Annotated in this window: 17 protein-coding genes and 3 pseudogenes; 13 read left to right on the top strand and 7 right to left on the bottom strand. The window is 69.6% G+C overall.

The features are described 5' to 3' along the window. Positions 1-326 precede the first annotated feature (326 nt). The gene (locus tag AMK22_RS12340; RefSeq protein WP_199883199.1) at positions 327-1,424 is read left to right on the top strand and encodes a saccharopine dehydrogenase; all 1,098 of its coding nucleotides are present in this window, start codon (positions 327-329) and stop codon (positions 1,422-1,424) included. Beyond that, positions 1,421-2,035, top strand: a complete 615-nt coding sequence (locus AMK22_RS12335) for a TetR/AcrR family transcriptional regulator (protein WP_073784270.1) — start codon at positions 1,421-1,423, stop codon at positions 2,033-2,035. Before AMK22_RS12340 ends, AMK22_RS12335 begins: the two co-directional genes overlap by 4 nt. A gap of 322 nt (positions 2,036-2,357) precedes the next feature. Here AMK22_RS12335 and AMK22_RS12330 read toward each other — a convergent pair whose 3' ends face one another. Continuing rightward, on the bottom strand, positions 2,358-5,144 hold the full coding sequence (locus AMK22_RS12330; protein ID WP_079186103.1) for a SpoIIE family protein phosphatase/ATP-binding protein: 2,787 nt from the start codon (positions 5,142-5,144) through the stop codon (positions 2,358-2,360). A gap of 547 nt (positions 5,145-5,691) precedes the next feature. Between AMK22_RS12330 and AMK22_RS42030 the strand changes: the two are divergent. After that, positions 5,692-5,985, top strand: a pseudogene (locus tag AMK22_RS42030) (PEP/pyruvate-binding domain-containing protein); the annotation flags it as partial. Between the two features lie 73 nt (positions 5,986-6,058). Next, positions 6,059-6,280: a PEP/pyruvate-binding domain-containing protein gene (locus AMK22_RS42025; RefSeq protein WP_338014154.1), complete on the top strand. Its 222-nt coding sequence runs from the start codon at positions 6,059-6,061 to the stop codon at positions 6,278-6,280. Between the two features lie 620 nt (positions 6,281-6,900). On the opposite strand, the pseudogene AMK22_RS40790 reads toward AMK22_RS42025, so the two are convergent. After that, positions 6,901-7,243, bottom strand: a pseudogene (locus AMK22_RS40790) (CBS domain-containing protein); the annotation flags it as partial. Positions 7,244-7,460: 217 nt separating this feature from the next. On the opposite strand from AMK22_RS40790, the gene AMK22_RS12315 reads away from it, so the two are divergent. The 5 genes from AMK22_RS12315 to AMK22_RS12295 all read left to right on the top strand — a co-directional run bounded on the left by AMK22_RS12315 (position 7,461) and on the right by AMK22_RS12295 (position 12,784). Next, positions 7,461-8,393, top strand: a complete 933-nt coding sequence (locus tag AMK22_RS12315; protein WP_073784265.1) for a pyridoxamine 5'-phosphate oxidase family protein — start codon at positions 7,461-7,463, stop codon at positions 8,391-8,393. A 236-nt stretch (positions 8,394-8,629) separates the two neighbouring features. Beyond that, positions 8,630-10,516, top strand: coding sequence for an ATP-dependent zinc metalloprotease FtsH (ftsH, locus tag AMK22_RS12310; RefSeq protein WP_107430534.1), 1,887 nt, complete (start codon positions 8,630-8,632; stop codon positions 10,514-10,516). Between the two features lie 143 nt (positions 10,517-10,659). Beyond that, positions 10,660-11,121, top strand: coding sequence for a CBS domain-containing protein (locus AMK22_RS12305; protein ID WP_073784264.1), 462 nt, complete (start codon positions 10,660-10,662; stop codon positions 11,119-11,121). Between the two features lie 317 nt (positions 11,122-11,438). Further along, positions 11,439-12,356: a pyridoxamine 5'-phosphate oxidase family protein gene (locus AMK22_RS12300; RefSeq protein ID WP_073784468.1), complete on the top strand. Its 918-nt coding sequence runs from the start codon at positions 11,439-11,441 to the stop codon at positions 12,354-12,356. 200 nt (positions 12,357-12,556) lie between these two features. Next, positions 12,557-12,784, top strand: a complete 228-nt coding sequence (locus tag AMK22_RS12295; RefSeq protein ID WP_073784262.1) for a DUF1918 domain-containing protein — start codon at positions 12,557-12,559, stop codon at positions 12,782-12,784. Positions 12,785-13,147: 363 nt separating this feature from the next. Here the strand turns inward: AMK22_RS12295 and AMK22_RS12290 are convergent, their stop codons facing one another. Further along, entirely contained in the window at positions 13,148-13,819 is a 672-nt protein-coding gene (locus AMK22_RS12290; protein ID WP_073784260.1) for a CBS domain-containing protein, read from the bottom strand. A 775-nt stretch (positions 13,820-14,594) separates the two neighbouring features. Here AMK22_RS12290 and AMK22_RS12280 point away from each other — a divergent pair. Next, complete coding sequence (locus tag AMK22_RS12280; RefSeq protein ID WP_073784256.1) at positions 14,595-17,021, top strand: sensor histidine kinase; 2,427 nt, start codon at positions 14,595-14,597, stop codon at positions 17,019-17,021. Between the two features lie 105 nt (positions 17,022-17,126). On the opposite strand, the gene AMK22_RS40785 is transcribed toward AMK22_RS12280, so the two are convergent. Further along, positions 17,127-17,279, bottom strand: a complete 153-nt coding sequence (locus tag AMK22_RS40785) for a hypothetical protein (RefSeq protein WP_242433940.1) — start codon at positions 17,277-17,279, stop codon at positions 17,127-17,129. 9 nt (positions 17,280-17,288) lie between these two features. On the opposite strand from AMK22_RS40785, the pseudogene AMK22_RS42290 reads away from it, so the two are divergent. Next, positions 17,289-17,393: pseudogene (locus AMK22_RS42290) on the top strand (hypothetical protein); the annotation flags it as partial. Positions 17,394-17,607: 214 nt separating this feature from the next. Beyond that, a complete protein-coding gene (locus tag AMK22_RS40780; RefSeq protein ID WP_242433939.1) occupies positions 17,608-17,760 on the top strand; it encodes a hypothetical protein in 153 nt (50 codons plus the stop codon). A 394-nt stretch (positions 17,761-18,154) separates the two neighbouring features. Here AMK22_RS40780 and AMK22_RS12270 read toward each other — a convergent pair whose 3' ends face one another. The 3 genes from AMK22_RS12270 to AMK22_RS12260 form a co-directional block, all read right to left on the bottom strand. Continuing rightward, positions 18,155-18,832: a CBS domain-containing protein gene (locus AMK22_RS12270; protein ID WP_073784252.1), complete on the bottom strand. Its 678-nt coding sequence runs from the start codon at positions 18,830-18,832 to the stop codon at positions 18,155-18,157. A gap of 393 nt (positions 18,833-19,225) precedes the next feature. After that, positions 19,226-19,702 (bottom strand): Hsp20/alpha crystallin family protein, encoded by a 477-nt coding sequence (locus AMK22_RS12265; protein WP_073784250.1) that lies wholly within the window; start codon positions 19,700-19,702, stop codon positions 19,226-19,228. A 514-nt stretch (positions 19,703-20,216) separates the two neighbouring features. Continuing rightward, complete coding sequence (locus AMK22_RS12260) at positions 20,217-20,681, bottom strand: universal stress protein (RefSeq protein ID WP_242433938.1); 465 nt, start codon at positions 20,679-20,681, stop codon at positions 20,217-20,219. A gap of 1,138 nt (positions 20,682-21,819) precedes the next feature. Between AMK22_RS12260 and AMK22_RS12255 the strand changes: the two genes are divergently transcribed. Further along, positions 21,820-23,859 (top strand): PhoX family protein, encoded by a 2,040-nt coding sequence (locus AMK22_RS12255; RefSeq protein ID WP_073784248.1) that lies wholly within the window; start codon positions 21,820-21,822, stop codon positions 23,857-23,859. Positions 23,860-23,881: the final 22 nt, after the last annotated feature.

The raw sequence follows: 23,881 nt of genomic DNA, 5'->3' as shown, positions 1-23,881 counted from the left end.
AGCTTCGACCCGCCCTGCCGCTCCGACGGTACGGGGAGAAGTTCATGGTTGCGGGCGAGCGGCGGTGGTTCTCGCGGAACGGCTCGGCATCCCCCTTGCGTACGCCACCGGGATCGACCTGCCCCGTGACCCGGAGGCGCGGCAGGGCGGTCGCCGTCATCTGTCCCGGCTCGCGGCGAGTGCTGGGCCGGGAGCAGTGTCAGCGCGCCGCCCGGGGCCCGCGACGTCGGCACCGACGTGGCCCTCCTGAGCGCCAATACCCGCTTTCGCCAGGTGCGACTGAACGGAGGGCCACTTTTTTGGTCACGTGACCTATATTTGGTTTCATGACTGACGAACTCTTCTTCGACGCCGACGGCCCTGTGCTTCTGGTCGGCGGATACGGAACGGTCGGCGCGGAGCTGGCACGGATGGCGGCCGTGTCATGGCCGCTGGTGCTCACGGGGCGGACTGTGCAGCGCGGACAGCGACTGGCGGACGAGACGGGCGCGGAGCTGCGCACCTGGGACCTGACGGACCCGACGCCGTTCCGAGCGGGGGTCAGCGCGGTTGCCGGCGTCGTCAACGATCCGGACGACCGGGTCCTGCGCGCCGCGATCGACGGCGGGGTGCCGTTCGTGGACGTCACCCGCTGGACCACGCGGATGCAACGCGCGGCCACTGTCGCGGCACTGGCACGTCCGACCGCACCGGTACTGCTGTCCTCCGCGTGGATGGGTGGCGTGACCAGCCTCGTCGCAGCCTGTCTCGGTGACCGGCTCGGCGGTGCGGACACGGTCGACGTGGCCATTCGCTGGGACCTGGGCGACCGGGCGGGCGTGGACTCGGTGGAGTTCATGGACCGGCTCGGACTGGACTACGAGGTGGTGCGGGACGGAGAGCGGCGCACGGTCATGCCGCTGAGCGACGTCCGCCGCGTCCGTATCGGGGAGTCGCTGACCCGGGTCGCCAGGATCGACACCCCCGAGCAGTTCACCCTTCCCCTCACCCTCGGGACCACGACCGCCACAACCCGGATCGGATTCAGTTCGCCCGCGTCCACGGCGGCCCTGCTGGCAGCCAAGCGGCTCGGATTCTTCCGCTGGGGCCGCGGCGAGCGCTTCACCAGGGCGCGCCGCGGACTGCTGTACGCACCGGGCGAAGGCGGTACGGCCCAGCTCCGTGTCGATGTCGTTCACGAGGGCGACGCCCTCTCCGCGACGGTGACCGATCAGGCCGGGCAGGCGCATCTGACCGCACTGGGCGCCCTGATGGGGTTGCGCCGGGTACGCGGCGAGGACGGTGCGCCCGCACCGAGCGGCGTGGTCTTCCCCGAACAGCACCCGCATCCGCAGAGCGTGCCGTCCGACCTCGCCGCGCAGGGTGTCGACCTGGTGGTGCGCAAGGACGCGCGAGACGCACGGGCGGAGGGTCGGGCGGCATGAGCGGACGATCCCCGGAACAGGGCAAGCGGACGCCCACCACGACCAAGGGGGCCCAGCGGCGTGCCGCCCTCCTGGACGCCGCCGAGAAGATCCTCTTCGAATCCGGGTACGGCGAGCTGACCATGCGGGCAGTGGCGGCCACCGCACAGACGCGCCTGGGGCATGTGCAGTACTACTTCCCCTCCCGCACGGATCTGATCGCCGCCGTCCTTCGCCGCACCCTGGACCGTTCCCTCGACAGGCTGGCCCCGTTGTTCGCCGACGCGGCCGAGCACACCCCGCCGGACACGGAGGGGCTGATTCGCCAGCTCCTGGCCGAGCACGATGATCCACGACTCGTCCGGGTCTACGCCGAGTTGTGGGCACTGGCGGGCCGCGACGAAGCCGTCGCGGCGGTCACACGTACCTTCTACGGCGAATACCAGGATCACGTGGCCGGATTTCTGCGCGCTCGAAATCCGGCTCTCCCCGACACCGTCTGCCAGGCCCGGGCAAGGGTCTTCACCGTACTGATCGAAGGAGCATCCCTCTTCCGCTCCGGCATCGCCGCCCACCGCACCGAGGAAGCCGACGCGGAACTCATCAACACGGCCGGCGCCCTGCTCGACTGACGAGGGTCCCGGAAGAGCGGGGTGGTGCCGTGTCGGATGACCCGACTGCCATCGGTCGGCCGAGGCGATTGCGGCCGCCGACGAATGCCCGTTTGCCTCACCACGCCCGCCCTGTGCAGCCCGCAGCCGCTGACTGCCCCTCACACGGACCGCCGCACCGCTGACAGCCCGTCGTCCGGAGCTGTCCCGGTACGATGCCGCGTTCGGTGGTCGGGCAATCGGGGGCTGTCGCGACTACGGAACAGTTGTCATCGCAACGAGTGCGTCCGTAGGCTCAAGGCCTTGGCACGAGCTGTTGGTCTGCACCGCAAGGGCAGGGCCGTCACAGCGCCTTGTCATCCCATTGGGCCAGGAGATCGTCGCCCATGGCGTGACCGGGCTCGGCTGCACCGTCGCGCAGCGATTGCTCGGCCCAGATGACCTTGCCATGGTTGGTGTACCGGGTGCCCCAGCATTGGGCGAACTGGGCGATGAGGAACAGGCCGCGCCCGCCCTCGTCCGTGGTGGCCGCCCGGCGCAGATGCGGAGAGGTGCTGCTGCCGTCGGAGACCTCGCAGAGCAGGATGTTGCGGTCGTGCAGCAGGCGAAGCCGGACGGGGGCAGCGCCGTAGCGGATGGCATTGGTGACCAGCTCGCTGACGATCAGCTCGGTGGTGAAGGCGGCCTGGTCCAGGCCCCAGGTCTCCAGCCGGCGGGCGCAGGCGGAGCGGAGGGGGGCTACGGCTGTGGGGCCGCCCGTCACGTCCCACTCGGCGACCTGCTCGGGGTCCAGCATCCGGGTGCGAGCCACCAGAAGGGCGATGTCGTCGCCGGGGTGGGTGGGCAGCAGGGCGTCGATCACCGTCTGGCAGGTCTGTTCCGGAGTGCGGTCTCGATGGGCGAGGGTCTCTCGCAGAAGTTCGAGGCCGGTGTCGAGGTCGCGGTCGCGGCTTTCGACGAGTCCGTCGGTGAAGAGGGCGAGGCTGGTGCCGGCGGGCAGGTGCAGTTCTGCGCTTTCGATCGGCAGGCCGGTGCTGAGGCCGAGGGGCGGGGAGACGGGGATGTCGGGGAAGGTGACGGTGCCGTCGAGGTGGACGAGGGCAGGGCCCAGATGACCGGCCCGGGCCACGACACACCGGCCGGAGACAGGGTCGTAGATCGCATACAGGCAGGTGGCGCCGGTGATGGCGGCGCCGTTGCCTTCGGTGGTCTGCTCCTGGTCGATGCGGGCGACGAGCTCGTCGAGGTGACCGAGGAGTTCGTCGGGTGACAGGTCGAGCGCGGAGAAGTTGTGGGTGGCCGTGCGCAGGCGGCCCATGGTGGCGGCGGCGTGCAAGCCGTGGCCGACGACGTCGCCGACTACCAGGGCCACCCGGGCACCGGGCAGCGGGATGACGTCGAACCAGTCGCCGCCCACCCCGGCCTGGGCCGGCAAATAGCGGTACGCAACTTCGACGGCGGATTGCTCGGGCAGCTCGCGGGGCAGCAGGCTGCGCTGCAAGGTGACGGCCATCGTGTGCTCACGGGTGTAGCGGCGGGCGTTGTCGATGCACACGGCCGCGCGGGCTGCCAGCTCCTCGGCGAAGGACAGGTCGTCCTCGTCGAAGGGCTGGTTCTGCGAACGCCAGAAGTCGGCCATCCCCAGCACGACCCCGCGCGCCTGCAACGGTACCGAGACCAGGGAATGGATGCCGTACTCCAGGATCCTCCGAGAGCGTTCCGGGTCCTGGGCACGCCATCCCTCGGAAGCAGCCAGGTCGGGCTCGAGCATCGAACGACCTGCTGCCAGACCAGCGGCTATGGGGTTCGCGGCCACGAACCGGATCAGTTCGCCGACCGGGAAGAGGGGCTGGTCGTCGCGGATGCCGCAGACGGCGGTGCGGCGCATTTCGGTGCTCGGGCCGTTCGGCTCCTCGCCTCGCAGGACGGGGTCCCGAAGCTCGACGGTGACGAAGTCGGCGAACCGGGGGACGGCCACTTCGGCCAGCTCCTCGGTGGTTCGTACCACGTCCAGTGTGGTGCCGATCCGGCCCCCCGCGTTATACAGCAGCCGCAGCCGCGCCCGCGCCACCTCCGCCCGGCTCGTCACGGAACGCAGCTCGGTGGTGTCGCGCAGTGTGGCCACGCTGCCCGCCTGGCCGCCATTGCCGACGGGCCGCAGGTTGACGGCCAGCAACCGGTCCTCCGCAAGGTGAACCTCGTCGGTGGCCGTCCGCCCGGAGGCCAGCAGTCCGGCTATGTCCGGCGTCAGGCCGAGGTCGTTGACGTGGCGCCGCTCCGCGTCCGCGGGCAGGTCCAGCAGCCGCCGCGCCTCGTCATTGGCCAGCAGGAGCCGCCCGTCCCCTGCGATGATCAGCACCCCCTCCCGAACCGCGTGCAGCACCGCGTCATGGTGCTCGTACATCCGGGTCATCTCGATCGGGTCGAGCCCCCGGGTCTGGCGCCGCAGCCGCGCGCTCACCAAAGCGGAACCGCTACCGGCCAGAACGAGGGCGCCTCCGGCGCCACCGAAGAGCACAGGCAGCTGCCGCCCCACCGCCTTGTTCACGTTCTTGACCGTGATCTCGGGAGTCACAATGCCGGCGACCGAGCCGTCGGGCCGGAACACGGGGACCGCCGCGTACACGGACAGCCCCAGAGGATCCACGACGATATGCGTGAAAGCCTTGCCGTGCGCGGCCTCCTTGTACGGGCCGACATAGTGCTTCCCGATCAGATGAGGGTCACGGTGGGTGAGACGGATGCCGCTTGTCGTGGCCACGACCAGGTTGTCGAGGTTGGACCGCTTCTCGGCCTTCTGGGCAAGCGGCTGAAGCACCGCGGTGGGATTGGGGCCGTCCAGTGCCTTCACGATCCCCGGAGAGTTGGCGAACGCCTCGCCGGCGGCAAGCACCTCGTTGCGGGCTGCCTCCGTGCCTTGGCGCCGGGCCTGGAACACCAGCGCCCCCAGCGCCGCGACGACCATGATCCCTACCACTGCCAGCTGCAGGAGGAACACCTGGCCCGCGACGCTCCGCACGTGCAGCAGCGAGCGCAAGCGCCGCCTCCGCGAGCGGCGCAGCACTTCCCGTTCATCCCCGGACCGAGTGCGCCGCGCAGGCCACTGTCGAAAATATGACAGTATATCCATGCTTTCAATGCTCCATCGGCGGGCAGCGGCTGGCACGCGGTACAGCCGGGGAGCGGAGCGCAGGGCTACGGGCCCTGCCCCCGACGCACGGATCAGCGCAGCCGAGCGCGAAGGCCTCCCACCGGCTCTCTGGCGAGACCTCGCGCGGCAGGAATACGCCCTCGGCCTGGCAGGCGCAGTCACTGGGCAGTCGGCTGCGTCTGCTGATCGGTACCCGCGACGACGACCGGTTTCATGGCCTCCTGGCCCTGCCTCGTGAACCGGGACCCGGACGGCTTCGGCAGCGCTCCGTCACCGGGCGGGGGCCCGATCGGCCCCGTGTGCAGGGCCCGATCGGCACTGCGGGGTCCGCGTACCCGGAGCGATCGTGGAAGCAGGAGTCCCGTTCGGCCCCGGAGACCGAGGAGGTGAAGGGGATGCGTCGCATACGGATCCGGGCACGGCCGAAGGAGCCCCGCCGGCCTCTCCCGCCAGACCAGCGGGCGTCCTCTGGTCGACCGCTGCCCTACTGAAGACCGTGACACCCGCGCACACGGCGGAGGGCAGCATGACAACCACTCGACGCGTCATGCCGTTCGGCGTCCTCGGCCGCGGGGACGTTCCCCTCGCCGACGGCAAGAACGCCTCACTGGGGGAGATGATCTCGCGCCTGGCACGCGTCGATGTGCGGGTGCCTCCAGGTTTCGCGACGACCGCGGATGCCTACCAGGAGTTGTTGCACGGCCACGGCCTGCGCGGACACATCGAGGAGCAGATCACGCGCCTGCGGGGCGGAGCGGCTCTGCACGAGGCGGGAGCGGCCATCGGGCCGATGTTCATGGCCGAACCCTTGCCCGCCGCGCTGTCCCGCGAACTCGTCTCCGCCTACGAGCGCCTCGCACGCGAGCAGGGTCGCCAAGAATCCCGAAGTTGCGGTGCGCAGCAGCGCCACCGCCGAAGACCTGCCCGAGGCGGGTTTCGCCGGACAGCAGGAGGCCTGTCTGAACGTGCGGGGACCGGATCAGTTGCTTCGCTGCTGTCATCGCTGCTACGCCTCCCTCTTCACCGGCCGGGCGATCGACCACCGGGAACGCATGGGCTTCGACCACCTCGCGGTCGCGCTCTCCACGGCTTCTCGATCGGGAGCAACGACCTGACCCAGCTCACCCTGGGCGTCGACCGCTTCCTGGTGCGCAGCGGCATCGACTCCATCTCGGTGGCGCCGGACAGCTTCGCCGCGGTCAAGCACCACGTGGCGGCCGCCGAACGGGATGCGCACGGCAGGAACGACGCCACCACCGGCGCCGGCCCCGCAGGCCGCCGTACGTCCTGAAGCTGAAGCGCGGTCCGCGACGGCAGCTGGCACCGTGGAGCGTGCGGCGAGGTCGCGCACCATGGCGGGGCTCGCGCCGACGTCCGGCTCATACGCGGTTTCGTTCCGCTCCGACCGCGGGCAGGGTCCCCGTTCGGCCCTGCCGGAACGGGGGAGTCGTGTTCCAATGAGAATTGCGGAGGGAGCCGGATTCGAGGATGCGGAGAAGCGGCTAGCGGCCGCGCACCGCACGATCGGGAACCGCGAGAAGCGGTTGACTCCTTCCGCCCCGTGTGTCCGGAGCCACCCGTACCGGCCCGGCAGGCAACGTTGCCGTCCACGGGTGGAACTCCACTGGTCCTGTTTCCGCGGCATGCCGCGGATGGAGACGCGGGTGAGGCGCCTTGAGGTTCCCCGCCAGCCTCTGGGGCCGACACCTACGCGGTTGACGCCCGCGATGCGATGCAGTCCGCGCAACCGCTGAGCGTGGTCAACAAGGGGTAGTCGCACACGGCGCCAGCAGGTCACCGACATCAACTCCTCGGCCCTGGCCCCTGCGGCCTCGGCACGCTCTCCCACGCCTCGACGTGCGGGATCGGCGTCAGGCCGGACGGGTCCGCCCGGTCGGAGCACTTGCGCAGCAGATCGGCCTCGGACACCACACCATGGGGCGTTCCAGTTCGTCGGCCACAGGTGCGGCGGTGACGTCGTTCTCCGCGAGCAGCTCGACGATCTCCTTGAACGGCATGTCGCGCTGTGCCCGGACGACATTCCGGGTCATGAGCTCTGCGACCGTACGGTGGTGCATGTCGCCCCTCCGTTCCGATTGGTGACAGCCAGTGGTGCCTTGTTTCAAGCGTGTCGGGAGTCAGCCACCCACGGATGAGCCGCCCGGGACCCGCTCCAGGCCGGTCGGCCCGGCACCAGCTCGTTCAGCTCTCCGGATCAGCCTGGTCATCCCATGCGTCGGCACGCCACGCGTGGCACGTTGGGGACAGCAACAATCTGAGGAAACGGCGGCGATCATGCGAGCTCAACTCGGCGATCAACTCGTTGTCGAAAGCCCTGCCACCGGCGCTACGAGGCGCGACGGCGAGATTGTCGGACTCCACCACGAGGATGGAACCCCTCCCTACGACGTGCGCTGGTCGGATACGAACGAGGTGACGCTCGTGTTTCCCGGACCCGACGCACATGTCCGTCACGTCGAGCACGGGCCCGGGGGACCTGAAAAGCTCTCCCGGGCACGCATGGATGGGGCAGCGAAGAAGCAGGCGGGCGCCATGTCCAACAGGATGGGGGCGGGCGGGGCACAGAATCCCGGCGACATCGGCCGGCGGATGGCAGCTGAGCGCAAGCGACAGGGAATGTCCCGGGCAGAAACAGCCCGCCGCGCCCGCATGGCGCCCGACTACCTGGCCTACCTCGAGGAACAGCCGGCCGAGCCGAGCCCGGCGAGTCTCATCAGACTGGCTGACGCACTGGGCACCAGCGTCGCAGCCCTGCGCGGGGGCGGCAGCGATCTGCCCCCTGGCCAAGGCCAGGCGCTCCTGCACCCCCAGCTGCGGGACCTCGGCCCCGACGAATGCCGTGCCCGGCTTTCGACGCATGGCGTGGGCCGCGTTGCCGTATCGACGCGGCACGGCCCGGCAGTGATTCCGGTGAACTACGAGGTCATCGACGACGCGATCGCCTTCCGGACTGCCCCGGGCTCGGCCCCTGCGGCGGCCGTGGGAACGGAAGTCGCCTTCGAGGTCGACCATGTCGACGAGACGATGAGCCAGGGCTGGAGCGTGCTCGTCGTCGGCCCCGCGCGGGGGGTTACGGAGCCTGAAGAGGCGCGGATGCTGGCCGATCGAGCCCACTCCGAGCCGTGGGCGGGGGGCGAACGTGAGATGTGGGTATCGATCCAGCCCACGCGCCTGACCGGGCGCCGCATCAGTCCACGTGATCAGTGAGTGGCCACGGACTGGGATGGGTTCCTCGGCGAGCAGGCGATAGCGGCGAGATGATGCGCACACCTGTCGGTCGGCTTCCGGGGCGCCGGCCGGCGGCTACGGGCCCGGGCGGGCACTGACCGAACGGCCCGCTCAGGGCCGTTCGACCCCTGCCGTCCAGGAACGACCGGGTTGAGGCTGGTAGCCGGGGTTCATGTCGACGGAAGGGCGTGGGATCGGTGATCACACGAGTGCGGATGCCGCACAGGCACCTGACGCCGCCCGCCAAACCCGGGCCGCCGCGCGAGCCGCCCACGCCCCCGTCCCGGCCATCGCAGCCGGTCGGCGGACGGTGGCTCTTCTGGTGGATCCTGATGACGCTCATCATCGTCCTGTTGCTCGCTCGCGCCCGCTCCGGACCACACCCGGCCTCACTGTCCTACAGCGACTTCGTCGGCAAGGTCGGCACCAGCCAGGTGCAGACGGTCGACGTCAACGACAGAGGCGCGATCAGCGGCACCCTGAAAAACGGGACGAAATTCACCACGCAGATCCCCACCGCGCTGGGCACCGGCGCCCAGCTCCAGCAACAGCTGACCTCGCACCACGTGCACATCAAGGCCAGCCAGAGCAGCAGCGGCGCCTCGGCGTGGTCGTCCGTGCTCTTCGCCTTCCTGCCGTTCCTCCTGCTGATCGGCCTCTTCGTGTGGATGGGACGCCGGGCCGCAGGGTCGATGACCGGCGGGCTGAGCGCCATCGGACGCTCTCGCGCGAAGATCATCGAGGCGGAACGGCCGACCACCGGCTTCAACGACATCGCCGGCTACGACGGGGTCAAGCAGGAGATCAGCGAGGTCGTCGACTTCCTGCGCAATCCCGCCCGGTACACCGCCGCAGGCGCCAAGGGACCCCGTGGCGTGATCATGGTGGGGCCGCCCGGTACTGGCAAGACGCTCTTCGCCCGGGCCGTCGCCGGCGAGGCCGACGTACCGTTCCTGTCGGTGACGGGCTCCGCGTTCGTGGAGATGTTCGTCGGCGTCGGCGCATCCCGAGTACGCGACCTGTTCGGCGATGCCCGCAAACGTGCTCCGTCGATCATCTTCATCGACGAGATCGACGCGCTCGGATCGCGTCGCGGCGGTGGGACACGGCTGGGCGGCAACGACGAGCGCGAGCAGACTCTCAACCAGCTGCTGTCCGAGATGGACGGCTTCGACCAGTCCAGCGGCATCGTCGTCCTCGCCGCCACCAACCGGCCCGACGCCCTCGATCCGGCCCTGCTGCGCCCCGGACGGTTCGACCGGCAGGTCTCCGTACCGCTGCCCAACCAGGCCGAACGGGCCGCGATTCTCTCCGTACACACCCGCGACAAGAACCTGGCTCCGGGCATCGACCTGGACGTCGTCGCCCGTGCCACACCCGGATTCTCCGGGGCGGATCTCGCCAACCTGGTCAACGAGGGCGCCATCAACGCCGTACGGGACGACCGAACCCGGATCGAGCCGCACGACCTGGACGCCGCCCGCGATCGCGTCCTGCTCGGACGCCGGGAGTCCTCCAACGCGCTGCTGCCCGAGGAACGTCGCTCGGTGGCCGTCCACGAATCGGGCCACGCCCTGGTCGCGGCGTTGTGCGAACACGCCGACCCGGTGGCGAAGGTCACCATTCTCCCCGCCGGCGTCACCCTCGGCGTCACCGAACAACTCCCCGAAGCAGAACGTCGCTTGTACAGCGAGAGCTACCTGAACGACCTTCTGGCAGTGCGCCTGGGCGGACGCGCGGCCGAACTCGTCGTCTTCGGCGAAGGATCGACGGGAGCCGCCAACGACCTGGCCGGAGCCACCCAGATCGCCACCCGCATGGTCCGCGAGTTCGGTCTCTCCCCCCAACTCGGCCCGATCGGCTACGCCTCGTCCCACCCGCACTTCCTTGGCGAGACCACCGAGGAGCCCGGCACTCCGGCGTACTCGGAGCAGACCCAACGCATCGTCGACGAGGAGGTCGCCCGGCTGCTGCGCCAGGCCGAGGAGCGCGCGATCACGCTGCTGCGCGGCCACCAGCCCGCCCTCGAACGCCTGGCCGGAGAACTGGTCACCCACGAGACCGTCGACGGCTCCGTCGTCCTCGACGTCCTGCGCCAGTGACATGGCCAAGGCGGACGGCGCCCTGCCCGCTCGGCTCGGCGGACAAGACGGGCGCATCGAGCCTGCGGCAGGAACAGGCAAGGCGGCGCCGAGGCGGTTGGACGAGGTGAGATTGGCCGAGGTGAGAAGAGAGGAGTACGGCGATGAAGGTCTCCGAACTGATGAGCTCGCCAGCGGTGACCGCCGCCCCTGCGACGCCTGTGCGGGATGTGGGCCGGTTGATGGACAAGTACGGCGTCGGTGCCGTGGTGATGACGGAAAACGGGTTCCCGGCCGGGATCGTCACCGACCGCGACCTCGCTCTGCACGTCCTGGTCGGCGGTCTGAACCCTGAGTCTCCTGTGAGTGGTGCGATGTCGAGCCCGGTGATCACGGTGGATGTCAACGACGGGGCGCAGGAGGCGTACCGGACCTTCCGCCGGTGCGGTGTGCGCCGCCTTCCTGTCCTTGACGAACAGCAGGTGATCGGGGTCCTGACCGTTGACGACATGCTCATGGACGTCTTCCGCCGGATGGCCGACCTGCTCGCCGGCCCCATAGCCTGGAGCGTCTTGGAAGAGCTTCCCGGCCCACCAGGACAAGGGGCCGGCCCTGGCATCACGTAGGCGCACTCGTGCCGAGTCTCCTTCTGAGGCGGAGCACGAAGCGGGCTACCGTGAGTAACCGGGTTCGGCCGTGCGGGACGACGGCGACAGGGCGGCGTGCGTGCGGGATGGCGGTCTGGTGCACCGGTCCGGGCGGAGGTCCCGGGACGGGATGGTGCCTGTGTCGACCGAGGTGGGCGATTGTGAGGGGCGCTCGGTGCGCGAGCATCCGCGCCTACACGTCCGTATGGCCGCAGATCCCGGGCGACATCCGATGCGGCGGCACGCCACGCGTGGCACGTTGGCTACAGCGGCATCGGGAGGAGGCGGTGGTGACCATGCGAGCTCACCTCGGCGACCAACTCGTGATCGAAAGCCCGGCGACCGGCGCTGTCAGGCGCGACGGCGAGATCGTCGGACTCCACCACGAGGACGGAACGCCTCCCTACGACGTGCGCTGGGCGGAAACGGGTGAGGTGACGCTCGTGTTCCCCGGGCCCGATGCGCACGTGCGTCACCTCGCGCGTGAGCCCGGCGGATGCCAGGCGTCTTCCCTGCCTGGCAGGGAAGAGTCCGGTGCCATGTCTGCCACGACCCCGCCCGACGGCACTGCGGGTCCTGGTGACATCGGCCGACGCGTGGCCGCCGAACGCACACGGCAAGGACTGTCCCGCGAGGAGATCGCCGACCGGGCCGGCATGGCGCGCGAATACCTCGCCTACCTCGAAGAACGGCCGGCCGATCCGAGCCTGGCGACGCTTATCAGGCTGGCCGACACCCTGGGCACGACTGTCGCGTCGCTGCGCGGAGTCGGCATCGAGGCACCGCCCGGCCAGGGGCAGGCGCTCATCCACCCCCGACTGCAGGCTCTCAACCCCGGCGAATGCCGCGTCCGCCTCTCCACGCACGGCGTGGGGCGCGTCGCGGTGTCCACCCCGGACGGCCCGGCGATCATCCCGGTGAATTACGAGGTCGTCGACGACGCTGTCGTCTTCCGTACCGCTCCTGGTTCGGCCCCCGCCGCGGCCGTGGGAACGGACGTCGCCTTCGAAGTCGACCACGTCGACGAGGCCATGAGCCAGGGCTGGAGCGTGCTCGTCGTCGGCCCGGCCCGCGTCGTTTCGGAGCCCGGCGCCGTGCGGCGGCTGGCGGATCGAGCCCATGCCGAGCCGTGGGCCGGGGGCGAGCGTGGGATGTGGGTACGCATCCAGCCCACGCGCCTCACCGGCCGCCGCATCGGGCCGGCCGACCAGTGAGTGACCGAAGGCTGCAGTTCGCTCAGGCGCATGCCGACGGACGTTTCCGGTGGATGAGTGGCCACGATCCAGCGGGAGGCCGGGCCCCACCGGTGCAGGCCGGCAGGAAGTGAGTCATGGTGGAGCTGCGCATGGCACCCGTCGGGATGCCGAGCAGCGTCAGAAGCAGGTTGGGAATGATGCCAGGAGTGTGAACAAGGATGCAGGCGCATGTAGGTGGCGTGCTGCGGTTCACCGGCAGGACCGTGGGAACACCCGAGCACCATGCCATCGTCGTAGAAGTACTCGGCCGGAACGGGGAACCGCCCTACCGGGTGCGCTACGACGACGGCCACGAGACGGAGATCTGTCCCGGTCCCGGATGCGTGATCGAGACCCGCCCGCTGCGCGATGCCCCACCCGGGTTCCCGAGCCGGGAGGAACGATGACCAGCCTCTCCCGAGCCGGGAAGAGGGCTCAGCCGACCGCGTGCGGTGCCAGGCCGCCCTGGCACCGGGGGCGGGCGGTGCAGGCACAGCCGCGCGTGGAAGCGGCCACGCTCGCGGGAGCGGAGGACTTGCCCTGAGCGCATGGCTGTTGGTGCCTGAGCCCGGGTGGCGGCTCGTCGTCGCTCTACGGGTGCGCCGTCTGTTCGGCTGATGCCGACGTCGGCGGCGACGGCAGTCGACATCGGCCCTGTCGTGGAAAGGCGCCGACACGGCGACCCATTCGGAACAGGTCAGCGCGGGATGTCGGTGATCCGGTGGTGACGCTCCGGGCCGCAAGGCGGACGACGGCCAGGAGCAGACTGGTCACCGCGGCGGTGTGCCGACTGCGGTGTCGGGCTCCGCGCGAAGGTGATGGGTGACGTCGACGACACCGTCTACGCTCTCACACAGGCGTACCGCGATGGGGATGAGGCTGCCCAGCGGCATGGTGCCGCTGAGCGTCACCCGTCCGTCGGTGACCTGGACGGTGACCGCGCCGGGAGTCACGCCGAGAGTCCGGGTCAGGACATCCGTCGCGATCTCCTCGCGGATCGCCGGGTCGCGCCGCAGGAAGACACGCAGCAGGTCACCACGGCTCACGATGCCCACCAGCCTGCCAGCGTCGTCCACCACGGGGAGCCGCTTGACGTGGTGGCGAGCCATGGCACGGGCCGCCTCTACGACCGACCACCGCAGTCGCGCCGTGATGGCAGGGCTGGTCATCACTCCATCGGCAGTCAGTGCGTGCGCCTTGGCGCGTCCTGCGGGCTGCAGGTAGGTAACGCTCAGGTGTCCGCCAGGATCCGCCTGGCTCTCCTGTTTGCGTAGCAGGTCCGCCTCCGACACCACGCCGATCGGGCGGCCTTGGTCGTCGACGACCGGCATCGCCGTGATGTCGTGCTCCGCGAGGTGCCAGGCGATGTCCTTGAAGCCCGCATCCGGCCGCACGCTCACGACGGCCGTGGTCATGACATCTTCGACCATGTGATGCCGCATGTCACCGCTCCCCTTCTCGGTTGTGCCGCAAGCCCCGTTGGCGACCTCCCGGTGGGGGCGTGCCCGTTCGGCTTTTGCTCTTCCCCGTTGACGATGGGCGGCGACGGATCCGGTGGCCCTTCATCGTCCCCGGCACCACATCGATGTCGGTGCCCGCCGTAGCCGTGAACGGTTCCCCGCCGGGAACGATTTTCCCTGGGCGAGTTCGCCGGTGGTCGTCTTCTTGGGGTCGCCGCCCGTGGCCAGCTTCCCCGGCATCGTGTCGCCTCCTGGACGCCCTGAGCCTGTATTCCATCCTCATGCCGGTCGCCTCGGCCCGCATCCGAGGCGTGGCCGGAGCGTGTCTTGTGGCGGTGTGCATCCGCTGTCTGCGCGATGAGTGGAGGTGTAGAGGCGCGTGTCGCTTCCTCGTGTTCCTCCGGTATGGGTCCCGTTGGGAGGCTTGCCTGGTGGGCGACGTGAATAAGACCTCCGGTCAGGCCCTGCTGCGCCGGGGTTTCGTGCTGGAGTACGTGACCTTGGGCTGGAAGGTGGTCGGCATTGTGGTGCTGGCGGTGGCGTCGAGGTCGGTGACGCTGGCTGGGTTCCGCTGGGGATCGTGTGGACTACGGTGACCGCGATGGTGATGTTCGCCCTGGCCTTCGGCAAGGTCCACACCGGTAGCGCCCTTGACAACCCGGTGCTGTAAACGGTGCCTCGCTGCGCACCGTCGCGCCGGTACACCATGGAGGGAGGCGCGCGGAGATCAGTGCGACGAACCGACGGGAGCCCGGGGATGGCGCGTGGACGGCTGCAGATCTACCTGGGGGCAGCCCCGGGTGTGGGGAAGACGTACACCATGCTCGAAGAGGGCCAGCGTCTACGTGCCGCCGGAGCCGACGTGGTCGCGGGCTTCATCGAGCCGCACGGTCGACGACCGACCGCTGTCATGGCCGAGGGCCTGGAGACGGTGCCGCGGCGGACGGTACCCCGCCGGGGAGCAACGTTCACAGAGATGGACCTTGACGCGGTGCTGGCTCGCCGCCCGCAGGTCGCGCTGGTGGACGAACTCGCCCACACCAATACCCCTGGTGGTGGAACCCGCAACGCCAAGCGGTGGCAGGACGTGGAGGAGCTGCTGGGGGCGGGGATCGACGTCATCACCACACTCAACGTCCAGCACCTGGAGTCCCTGAACGATGTCGTTCGGCAGATCACGGGGGTGCTCCAGCGCGAGACGCTGCCGGACGAAGTGGCCCGCCGAGCCGATCAGATTGAGCTGGTCGATCTGCCGCCGGAGGTTCTGCGCCGCCGCTTGGCGCACGGCGACATCTACCCGTCGGACCGGATCGAGGCGGCTCTCACCCACTACTTCCGGGTGGGCAACCTCATCGCGCTGCGCGAGCTGGCGTTGTTGTGGCTCGCCGACCGGGTGGAAGAGGGACTGCAGCGGTACCGCGCAGAGCACGGCATCGCCATCCCTTGGGAGACCCGTGAGCGGATCATGGTGGGGCTGACCGGCGGCCCGGAAGGCAAGACACTGATCCGCCGCGCCGCCCGGATCGCCGCGCGTACTCCGGGCAGCGAACTGCTGGCCCTCCACGTCGTACCGACCGACGGGCTCACCCACGCCGATCCGACAGCCCTCTCAACCCAGCGCACCCTGGTGGAGTCCCTGGGCGGCACCTACCACCAGACGACGGGCGAGTCGGTGGTCGAGGCACTGTTGCAATTCGCCCGGGCCGAGAACGCCACCCAGATCGTGCTCGGCGCCAGCCGCCGTAGCCGACTGTCGCTGCTGCTGGACGCCGGAGTAGGACATCGCACGATCCGCGGCTCGGGCCCCATCGACGTCCATGTGGTCACCCACGAGGCGGCCGCCAGCTCCGCCCTCACGACGCGGCGGCCGCGCCCCGGCCGTGGCACCGGGCCGCGCCACTTCTGGCCGGCAACGGCGGGTGCCGCACTATTGTTGCCAGTGCTGACCTTGCTCCTGACCGCGCCCGCCCCACGGCTCGCCCTGTCCGGAGTGCTGATCGTCTACTTGCTCGCCGCCGTGGGCGTCGCCCTGGCCGGCGGGCTGATTCCCGCACTGGGCGCAGCCCTCGCGACGGCGCTGCTCGCCGACTACTACTTCACCGCGCCCGTTCACTCGCTGCGGGTCGAGCACGGCGGCGACGTCCTCGCGCTGGCGGGCTTCGTCATCGCCGCCACTCTGGTGGGAGGGGTCGCCGACATGGCCGCCCGGCGTACCCGGCAGGCCGTCCACGCGACATGGGAGGCGCGGGTGCTGAGTCGGCTGGCGACCGCCATGATGCACGGCCAGGACCTGCCCAGCCTCGTCGAACAGGTACGGGAGAGCTTCGGGCTGACCGCCGTCAGTCTGCTCGAACGCGCCCCCGAGGCAACACCGGCATCACGCTGGTACGTAGTCGCCAGCGCCGGTGCGCGCCCGCCGGAGCAGCCGTACAACGCCGATGTCGAAAGCCCGGTCGGCGACACCCTCACGCTGGCGGCCCGTGGAGTCCTGGCCACCGACGACCAGCGGGTCCTGGGCGTATGCGCGGCCCAACTCGGTATGGCCTACCTGCACGGCAAGCTCTCCAGGCATGCCGCTGAGGCGGATACCTTCACCGCCGCCGAACGCACCCGCGCCTCCCTGATCCGGGCGGCCGATCACGACCTGCGAGAGCGGCTGCACGCGGCGGAACAAGCTCTCGCCCGCCAGGACACGGATGCGACTCGGGTGGCGGTCCGGCGCGCCGCGCAGGTTGTCACCGACCTCGCCGACCTCGACCGGCTCCAGGGCGGGGCCCTCGACCTCTACCTGCGCCCCGTCGGCCTGGACGAGGTCCTGACCGCCGTGCTGGACGACCTGGGCCCCGGCGGCCGCACCATCCAGATCCGACTACCGGAGCAGGAGCCCGACGTGATCGCCGACGGCGCCCAGCTCACCCGGGTCCTGACCGCCCTCGCGGCCGACGCCCTGCGACACAGCCCGACCGGGGAACCTCCGCCGACACTGACCGCCGAAGCCTTCGACGGCAGGCTTCGCATCCGCCTCACCAGCGGCCCCGACGGCGCCCCGCGCGCCGACAGCCTGACTCTGCGACTCGCCCAGGACCTCACCGAGGCGATGGGCGGCACGCTCGAACCGACGTACGGCGACGGACGGTTGCTCTCGGTGACACTCACCCTTCCTGCCGCCTCCACACACCCCTGACCTCGCCCGGACACAGCCCGAGCCCGTAGGCGTGAGCCGCCTCCCTCGCCTCGCTGATCGGTGCGAATTGGCCGGCTTCCTGGGTGTCGGAGCGCACCAAGGATTTCAGCGCCCGAGGCTCCGACAGGCGCCGCGCTCGTCATCGGAGCCGTCCAGTTCACCGCGGCGCAGAAAGAGGGCACGGATGTCTCCTTCGGCGACGTCTTCACCCAACGATGGGTCGAGGACCACGCCGACCACTACGGCATCGACGCCCACTGCATCTCCATGGGCGGCATGTCAGCCGGCGGCACCCTCGCCATGAATACCGCCTACCGCCTGCAGAACGGCACCCTCAAAGCAGCCAGTGGCCGTACACCCAATCCCCCGGCCTCCGTCGTCGGCTTCTACCCCGGAACCGACGTCACCGGAATGTGGCAGCGCGACGTGGGGGCTCACGCGAGACCGCCGAACTGTTCACGGGCGGCACGCCCGAGCGGTACTCCGACCGCTACCGCGAGGTGTCACCGACCGCCAGATCACCGAAGGCCTTCAGCGCACCCTGCTCGTCGTCGGCGACCGCGACCGCAGCGCGCCGCCCCGGACAGTGAAGGATCTCGGTGCTGCGCTGCGCGCCAAGGGCATCGACACCACGGTCAAGGAACTGCCCTTCGCGGAGCACGCCTTCGATGACGACGCATACGGGAGCATCACCTCTCAGACCAGCCGCAACATCCTGCGCGACTTCCTGACCCGATGACCCGGCGCCTTGCGCCGACCCCCACGCACCACGCACGTCGGAAAGGCGCCGGAGGGACGCCGAAATAGGCACGCTGCGCAATGCCGTCATGGAAGGAGACAACCGTGCCAACGCCCTGACGGCGAACCGCCGCGGCGCCGGTGCCGGCGCCGCCGGAGACCGCCGGCCTGCCCCGACAGGCCGTCCTCCACCACCCACTCCCGCCCCAAGGACACCGCCTGCCGACCGGCCCGGATGCGGGTCTTCGAAGGACAATTCCCGTGCGCATTTCGTCCGGCACCCGCAGAAGACTGCCGCCCCAGCCCAACCGCCAAGGCCCCGATCCTTACGCATTCTGAAATGATCAGCAAGCCGACGAGCACCGACCGGCCGGCCACCCGCGCCAGGGGTCCTGTCACTGTGTGCTCTCGGGTGTGGCCAGGGGGCCGGACTCACCGGTGAGGTGCGGCTCGACGTCCACCACGCCCTCCACGGCGCTGGCGAGGCGCACGGCAACCGAGACGAGCGAGGTGTCCTGGACCTGTCCGCGGAGAGTGACGACTCCCTCGTACACGTTCACGTGGATGGTGTGGCTGAGGGCGGGAAACAGGTAGGACACCACCGTGCGGCGCACTTCTTCCTCGATGTCCTCGTCCGATCGCAAGAAGACCTTCAGCAGATCCCCGCGGCTGACGATGCCCTTCAGTATGCCCTCGTCATCGACCACGGGAAGGCGCTTGACGTGGCTCACCGCCATGATCCGGGCCGCCTGGGCCAGCGTGACGTCGGGATGCACCGTGACGGCGGGCGAGCTCATGACCTCCTCCGCGGTCACCGCTCCCGCCTTGGCGATGTCGGCCAGGCGTTGCTGCTGTCCGTACAGGCTCTGAGCGCTGTCGCGGAACTCTTCCTTGGGCAACAGGTCGGCCTCGGAGACCACACCGACGACGCGCCCTTCGCCTTCCAGGACCGGAAGGGCACTGACCTTCCATTGCCCCATGACCCGGACGACCTCCTTGAAGGGTGCGTTGCGCCTGACGGCAACCACCTGCTGAGTCATCACATCGCTCACGATGTGCGGAGCCTCATGCACGTCGGACCTCCCTTCTTTCGCCCACCAGGCACATCACCTGTGCCGTAGGACGCGTACGGGTTCAGCAACCGCACCCTTGCGGTTCTGAGCTGGTCCCCCTACACCCCGGCTGCATGGACACACAGACACTGACCAAGTGTCAGCCCGTTTCGCACGTGTGGGCGGGGGAACTGCCTCGGAGGGGCGGGGCCTACCGCATGGTGTCGGCCTTGTTGGTAACAACGGTGTGCACGTCGTGGATAAGGTCCTGCTGTGCCTCGGTGAGGCCGCAGAGGATAATGCGTGTACACCGAAGATAGTGCGACTCCTTGCATTGGCAGTGCGGCATCGCGCGTCCAGACGTGAGCGGCTTCACGGGTGGTGGGGACAGGCCCCACCACCGTTCTTTCCACCTCAGGCTTGGGTGATCTCGATGTGGTGCGGCCTGGCTGCCTGGCCCTTGGGGGCGGTGATGGTCAGCACCCCGTCGGCCAGTTCTGCCGTGATCTCTTCGGCTCTGACGTCCGCCGGCAGCAGCGCCCAGTACTCGAAGCGCCCGGTACGCCTGGTGCTGCGGCGCAGGACGCCTTCGCGCTCGCACTGCTTGTACTCACCGGTGATGCACAGGCCCCGGTCGCTGATCTCGATGTCGATGTCCTCGCGCTTGATCCCGGGCAGTTCCGCCTCGACCACGTAGGCGACGTCCGTTTCGTGCAGGTCGGCCAGAGGCGACCAAGCCCCGACGGCGGGAGTGATACTGGCGGACTGCAGGAAGCGGGCCATCCGTTCGAAGAGGTCGTCGAACTCGGCGGCGGTCGGCTCTCCCCAGCTCAGGGCCTGGAACGGGCGTTCCAGGAGCGGGCCGGGCCGGTGGTGTACGGGCAGGGTCATCGCGATTCACCTCCACCAAACGACAGTCTTGCGTTGATTTCCATGCTGCGTGGTCCCGAATCGCCCCGCGAATCGGGCAGCTTCCGACCGTGCCACAGCACCTTGAGTACAGGCTTCGCGCTTCAGCTGTTCAGGAGCCGGGCGATGGTGCTGCATGAGCACCCGGGCAGTCTCGGCATGGTGGATGGGATCGTGCCGGAGAGCATCGATGACATGATGACGGTGCCCCGCTTCCTGTGGGTGGCTAGTGGGCGGCCGATCGCTGCGCTGCTGTGCGGAAGCCATCGAGCTCGGCCCGTTCCTCACCGATGGCCGTACGCACGAGGCCCCCGGCGCTGCGGACGCCGGTTCGCCGCCGGTCACGGCACCCTGCTGTTATGCAGCCTTCGGCATGGAACCTCCCCAATGCCGCTGAGTGACGGGCTGCGAATCATCCGACACCCACCAAAGGCGTAGACCACTGAGCGAAGCCGTCCGCCCCTGACATACTGCCCTCCCGGTCGGGACGGGCTGTTCACGTTTCATGGCTATGGCTGCGGATGACGACGACGGGGCAGGGGGCGTGCTGCACGCAGTGCTGGCTCACCGAGCCCAGAAGCGCCTCGGTGAACCCTCCGTGACCTCGGTTGCCCACGACCAGCATTCGCGCTCCTGCGGCGGCATCGAGCAGGACGGCGGCCGGGTGTCCATACGCCGCGCGGGCGTAGATGGGGACCGGCCGGCCCGGACCCGGGCCGAGGGCCTGGTCGATCGTCTGGTTCAGGAACGTGCGCGCCTGCGCCTCGTAGTCCTCCGGCTTCTTGTCCGTGGGTGGCGCCAGGCCGTACCAGGACGTCGGGAAGTCCCAGGCGGTGACCGCGTCGACCACCCCACTGGTCAGTTCCGCCTGACCGACCGCCCACCGCAGGGCTGCCTTCGACGGTTCGGAGCCATCAATGCCTACCACGATCCGCGGAGCGGACGGTGCCTCGTCGTTCACCACGCACCTCCTGTTCGTGCTCGGCTTCTTCCGCCGTCTCCGTCTCCTCTGCAGGGAGTGGCTCGGTGCCGGGTACTGCTTGGGACGGAGGGCCCGGCGACGGCACGGCCGGTCTCAGGCATTGTGTGTTCCTTCTCATGCGGCGGCACGCCATGCGTGGCAGTTTGAGTACAGCGGAACCACGAGGAAACGGTGACTGCCATACGAACCCATCCCGGCGATCGCCTCGTCGCTGCGGCGTCGGCTGGAAGCCGCCAAACGGGTCGCGGCCCCGACCCGCCTCGCCAAGCAGATCAACGGGTGGTCTCGGTGGTCAACCATGTGCCCGTACTACCGGCGGCTTCGGCGCCCGGCGTGCCCCGACACCGGGCCGACCGACGCATCCAGAAGCCACCGGCCACCGCCCGCAACAGTCACAACGACACATCCCGCACAGTGCGGACCGAGGACGAGGACCCGGCCATGGACCACCGCGTGCGTGGGTCGGCCATGCCGAATCACCGCCCCACCACGGCGGCCGCCTGCTTCTTCCCGCTCCCCGCGGTTGCTCCGTGCCGGAACTCGACTTCACAGCGTAGAGGCACACGAGACGGCCCGTCCCCTGCGCAGTGCGGCACCTTTCGTGGGTCATGCGCTGCTCTCACATGACGTAGGGAACGTTGAGCACAGCGCCTCCACCTGCGAAGACGACTTTCATCGTGGTCATATCCAGCACCGGTCCAGCACCTTCGGTCTCATCCATCACATCCAGCACCACATGCAACATGGTCGAGCGCCGGGAGGCACCGGGGCACCGGCCGCACGGCGTTCTGCAGGACCTCCCGGCACCGGATCCCCGAGAAGCCGATGGCGATGTCCAGCAGGATGCCCGGCAGGTCGTGGAGGTCGCGCAGCCGCGGTCGAGGGTGACGGGTGGGGCGGCCGACGACGCGTTTCCTCAGGAGCCCCGTGGGGCGGGACGTGCATGCGGGGCCGATGATTTCCGGTCAATGACGATACCGGCACTTTACCTTTGCTATGCATGAAGGAATGCTGGTCCGAAATAATCCTGCGAAGCGTGGTCAGTCGCCTCTGCAAGGTCCGTGCATACCGAAGGCTGAAGTCGGCACTGGTGCTCCCGAGGAAGGATTCTCTCAGCGTGTCATCCCGGAAACTCCCCCTGCTGGCCACCGATCACGACGTCCGGCGCTCCCCGGAAACGTGCACATTCAAATGCGGGAACGCCTGTGCTCGCGACGCGCCGAACACCTCCGGGAACACCTATTTCGGTGAGTTATTGCGCAGGGCTCTGTCACGCAGGGCCCTGCTCGGCTGCGGGACGCTCTCCGTGGTGTCGGCGGCCGTGCCCGCGGCCCGGGCCCAGGAACCCGGACCGCACGTACGAGGGGGAGACAAGCGCGGATTCCTGCCGGTGCCCCCCGACAGCGGGGACCGCGTGACCGTTCCCGAAGGCTTCACCCACGAGGTGCTGATCGGCTGGGGGGACGCCGTCCTGCCGGGCGCCCCGGCCTTCGACTTCGATCACCAGGACGAGGCGGCGCAGGCCCGGCAGTTCGGGGTGAACAACGACTACTGCGCCCTCGTCCCGCTGCGCGCCGCGGGACGGTGGCTGATGGTCTCCAACCACGAGTACGCCACCGAGCCGCTCATGTTCCCCGACTGGAATCCGCAGGAGCCGACGGAGGCCCACGTGCGGACGGCCTGGATGGCCTACGGGTTGTCGGTGGTACTCGTGGAACGGGCGGACGACGGCAGGCTGAGGACCAGGGTGGACGGACGGTGGAACCGCCGCATCACCCTGCTGAGCCCCTTCGAGGTCCGTGGCCCCGCCGCCGGGTCGCCGCTGCTGCGTACCTCGGCCGATCCGGCGGGTACCCGGGTGCTGGGCACGATGGCCAACTGCTCGGGCGGCACCACCCCGTGGGGCACCGTGCTGTCGGGCGAGGAGAACGTGCACATGCCCTTCGCCCACGCCGACCAGGTGACGGACCCCCTGGTGTCGGAAGGGCTGAGGCGGTACGGGTTCCCCGAGGGGCCCTCCCTGCGCGGCTGGGAGAAGTACGACACGCGGTTCGACCTCGGTCGCGAGCCCAACGAGGCGCACCGCTTCGGCTGGATCGTCGAGGTGGACCCGCTGGAGCCCGACTCCGTGCCCGTGAAGCACACGGCTCTGGGCCGCTTCAAGCACGAGGGAGCCAACATCTCGACCGCCCCGGACGGACGGGTCGTGGCCTACATGGGGGACGACGAACGGTTCGAGTACATATACAAATTCGTTTCCGACGGGCGCATGCGGCCGGGTGACGATCCCGCCAGCCGCGCGCACAACAAGCGTCTGCTGGACTCCGGAACCCTCTACGTCGCACGGTTCGACGGAGACAGCCCGGCTGAGGAGATCGACGGATCCGGTCGGCTGCCGGCCGACGGGGCGTTCGACGGGACGGGGCGGTGGATTCCGCTCGCGCACAACGACCTCAGCTTCGTGCCGGGCATGCGCGCGGACGAGGTGTACGTCTTCACCCGGATCGCCGCCGACCGCGCGGGGGCCACCCCTATGGACCGGCCCGAGGACGTCGAACCTCACCCCGTGACCGGGCGGGTCTACGCCTCCCTGACCAACAACGACCAGCGCGGGGCTCCCGGCCTGCCGGCTCCCGACGAGGCCAACCCGCGCTCCGGCAATCGCGACGGGCACGTCCTGGAACTGTGCGAACGCGGGGACGATCCGACGGCTGAACGCTTCGGCTGGCGGCTGCTGCTGGTCTGTGGCGACCCGGAGTCACCGGGGACGTACTACATGGGGGTCGACAAGAGCCTGGTCAGCGCGATCTCCTCGCCCGACAACCTGGCTTTCGACGACCACGGCAACCTGTGGATCGCCACCGACGCGAACGGCCGGGGCGGCCGCAACGACGGCTTGTACATGGTGCCGCTCAGCGGCCCCGAACGCGGACGGGTGCAACGGTTCCTCACGGTGCCCACGGGCGCCGAATGTTGCGGACCGGTGATCGGTCCGGATTTCGTGCTGGTCTCGGTGCAGCATCCCGGAGAGCTGCCCGACGCCAGTCCGCAGCGGCCCGCGTCCCACTGGCCGGACGGCGGGTCCGCCCAGCCCCGGGCGGCCGTCGTCGCGGTGCGCCGCAGGGACGGCGGCCCCCTCCTGGGCGGACGGCGGTAGCGCCGCGCCCCGGCAGCCACGG

This window comes from Streptomyces sp. CB01580, from assembly GCF_001905795.1.
Classification (GTDB): Bacteria; Actinomycetota; Actinomycetes; order Streptomycetales; family Streptomycetaceae; genus Streptomyces.
Note: the sequence above shows the minus strand (reverse complement) of the source record. Positions and strands in the feature narration are given on the sequence as shown.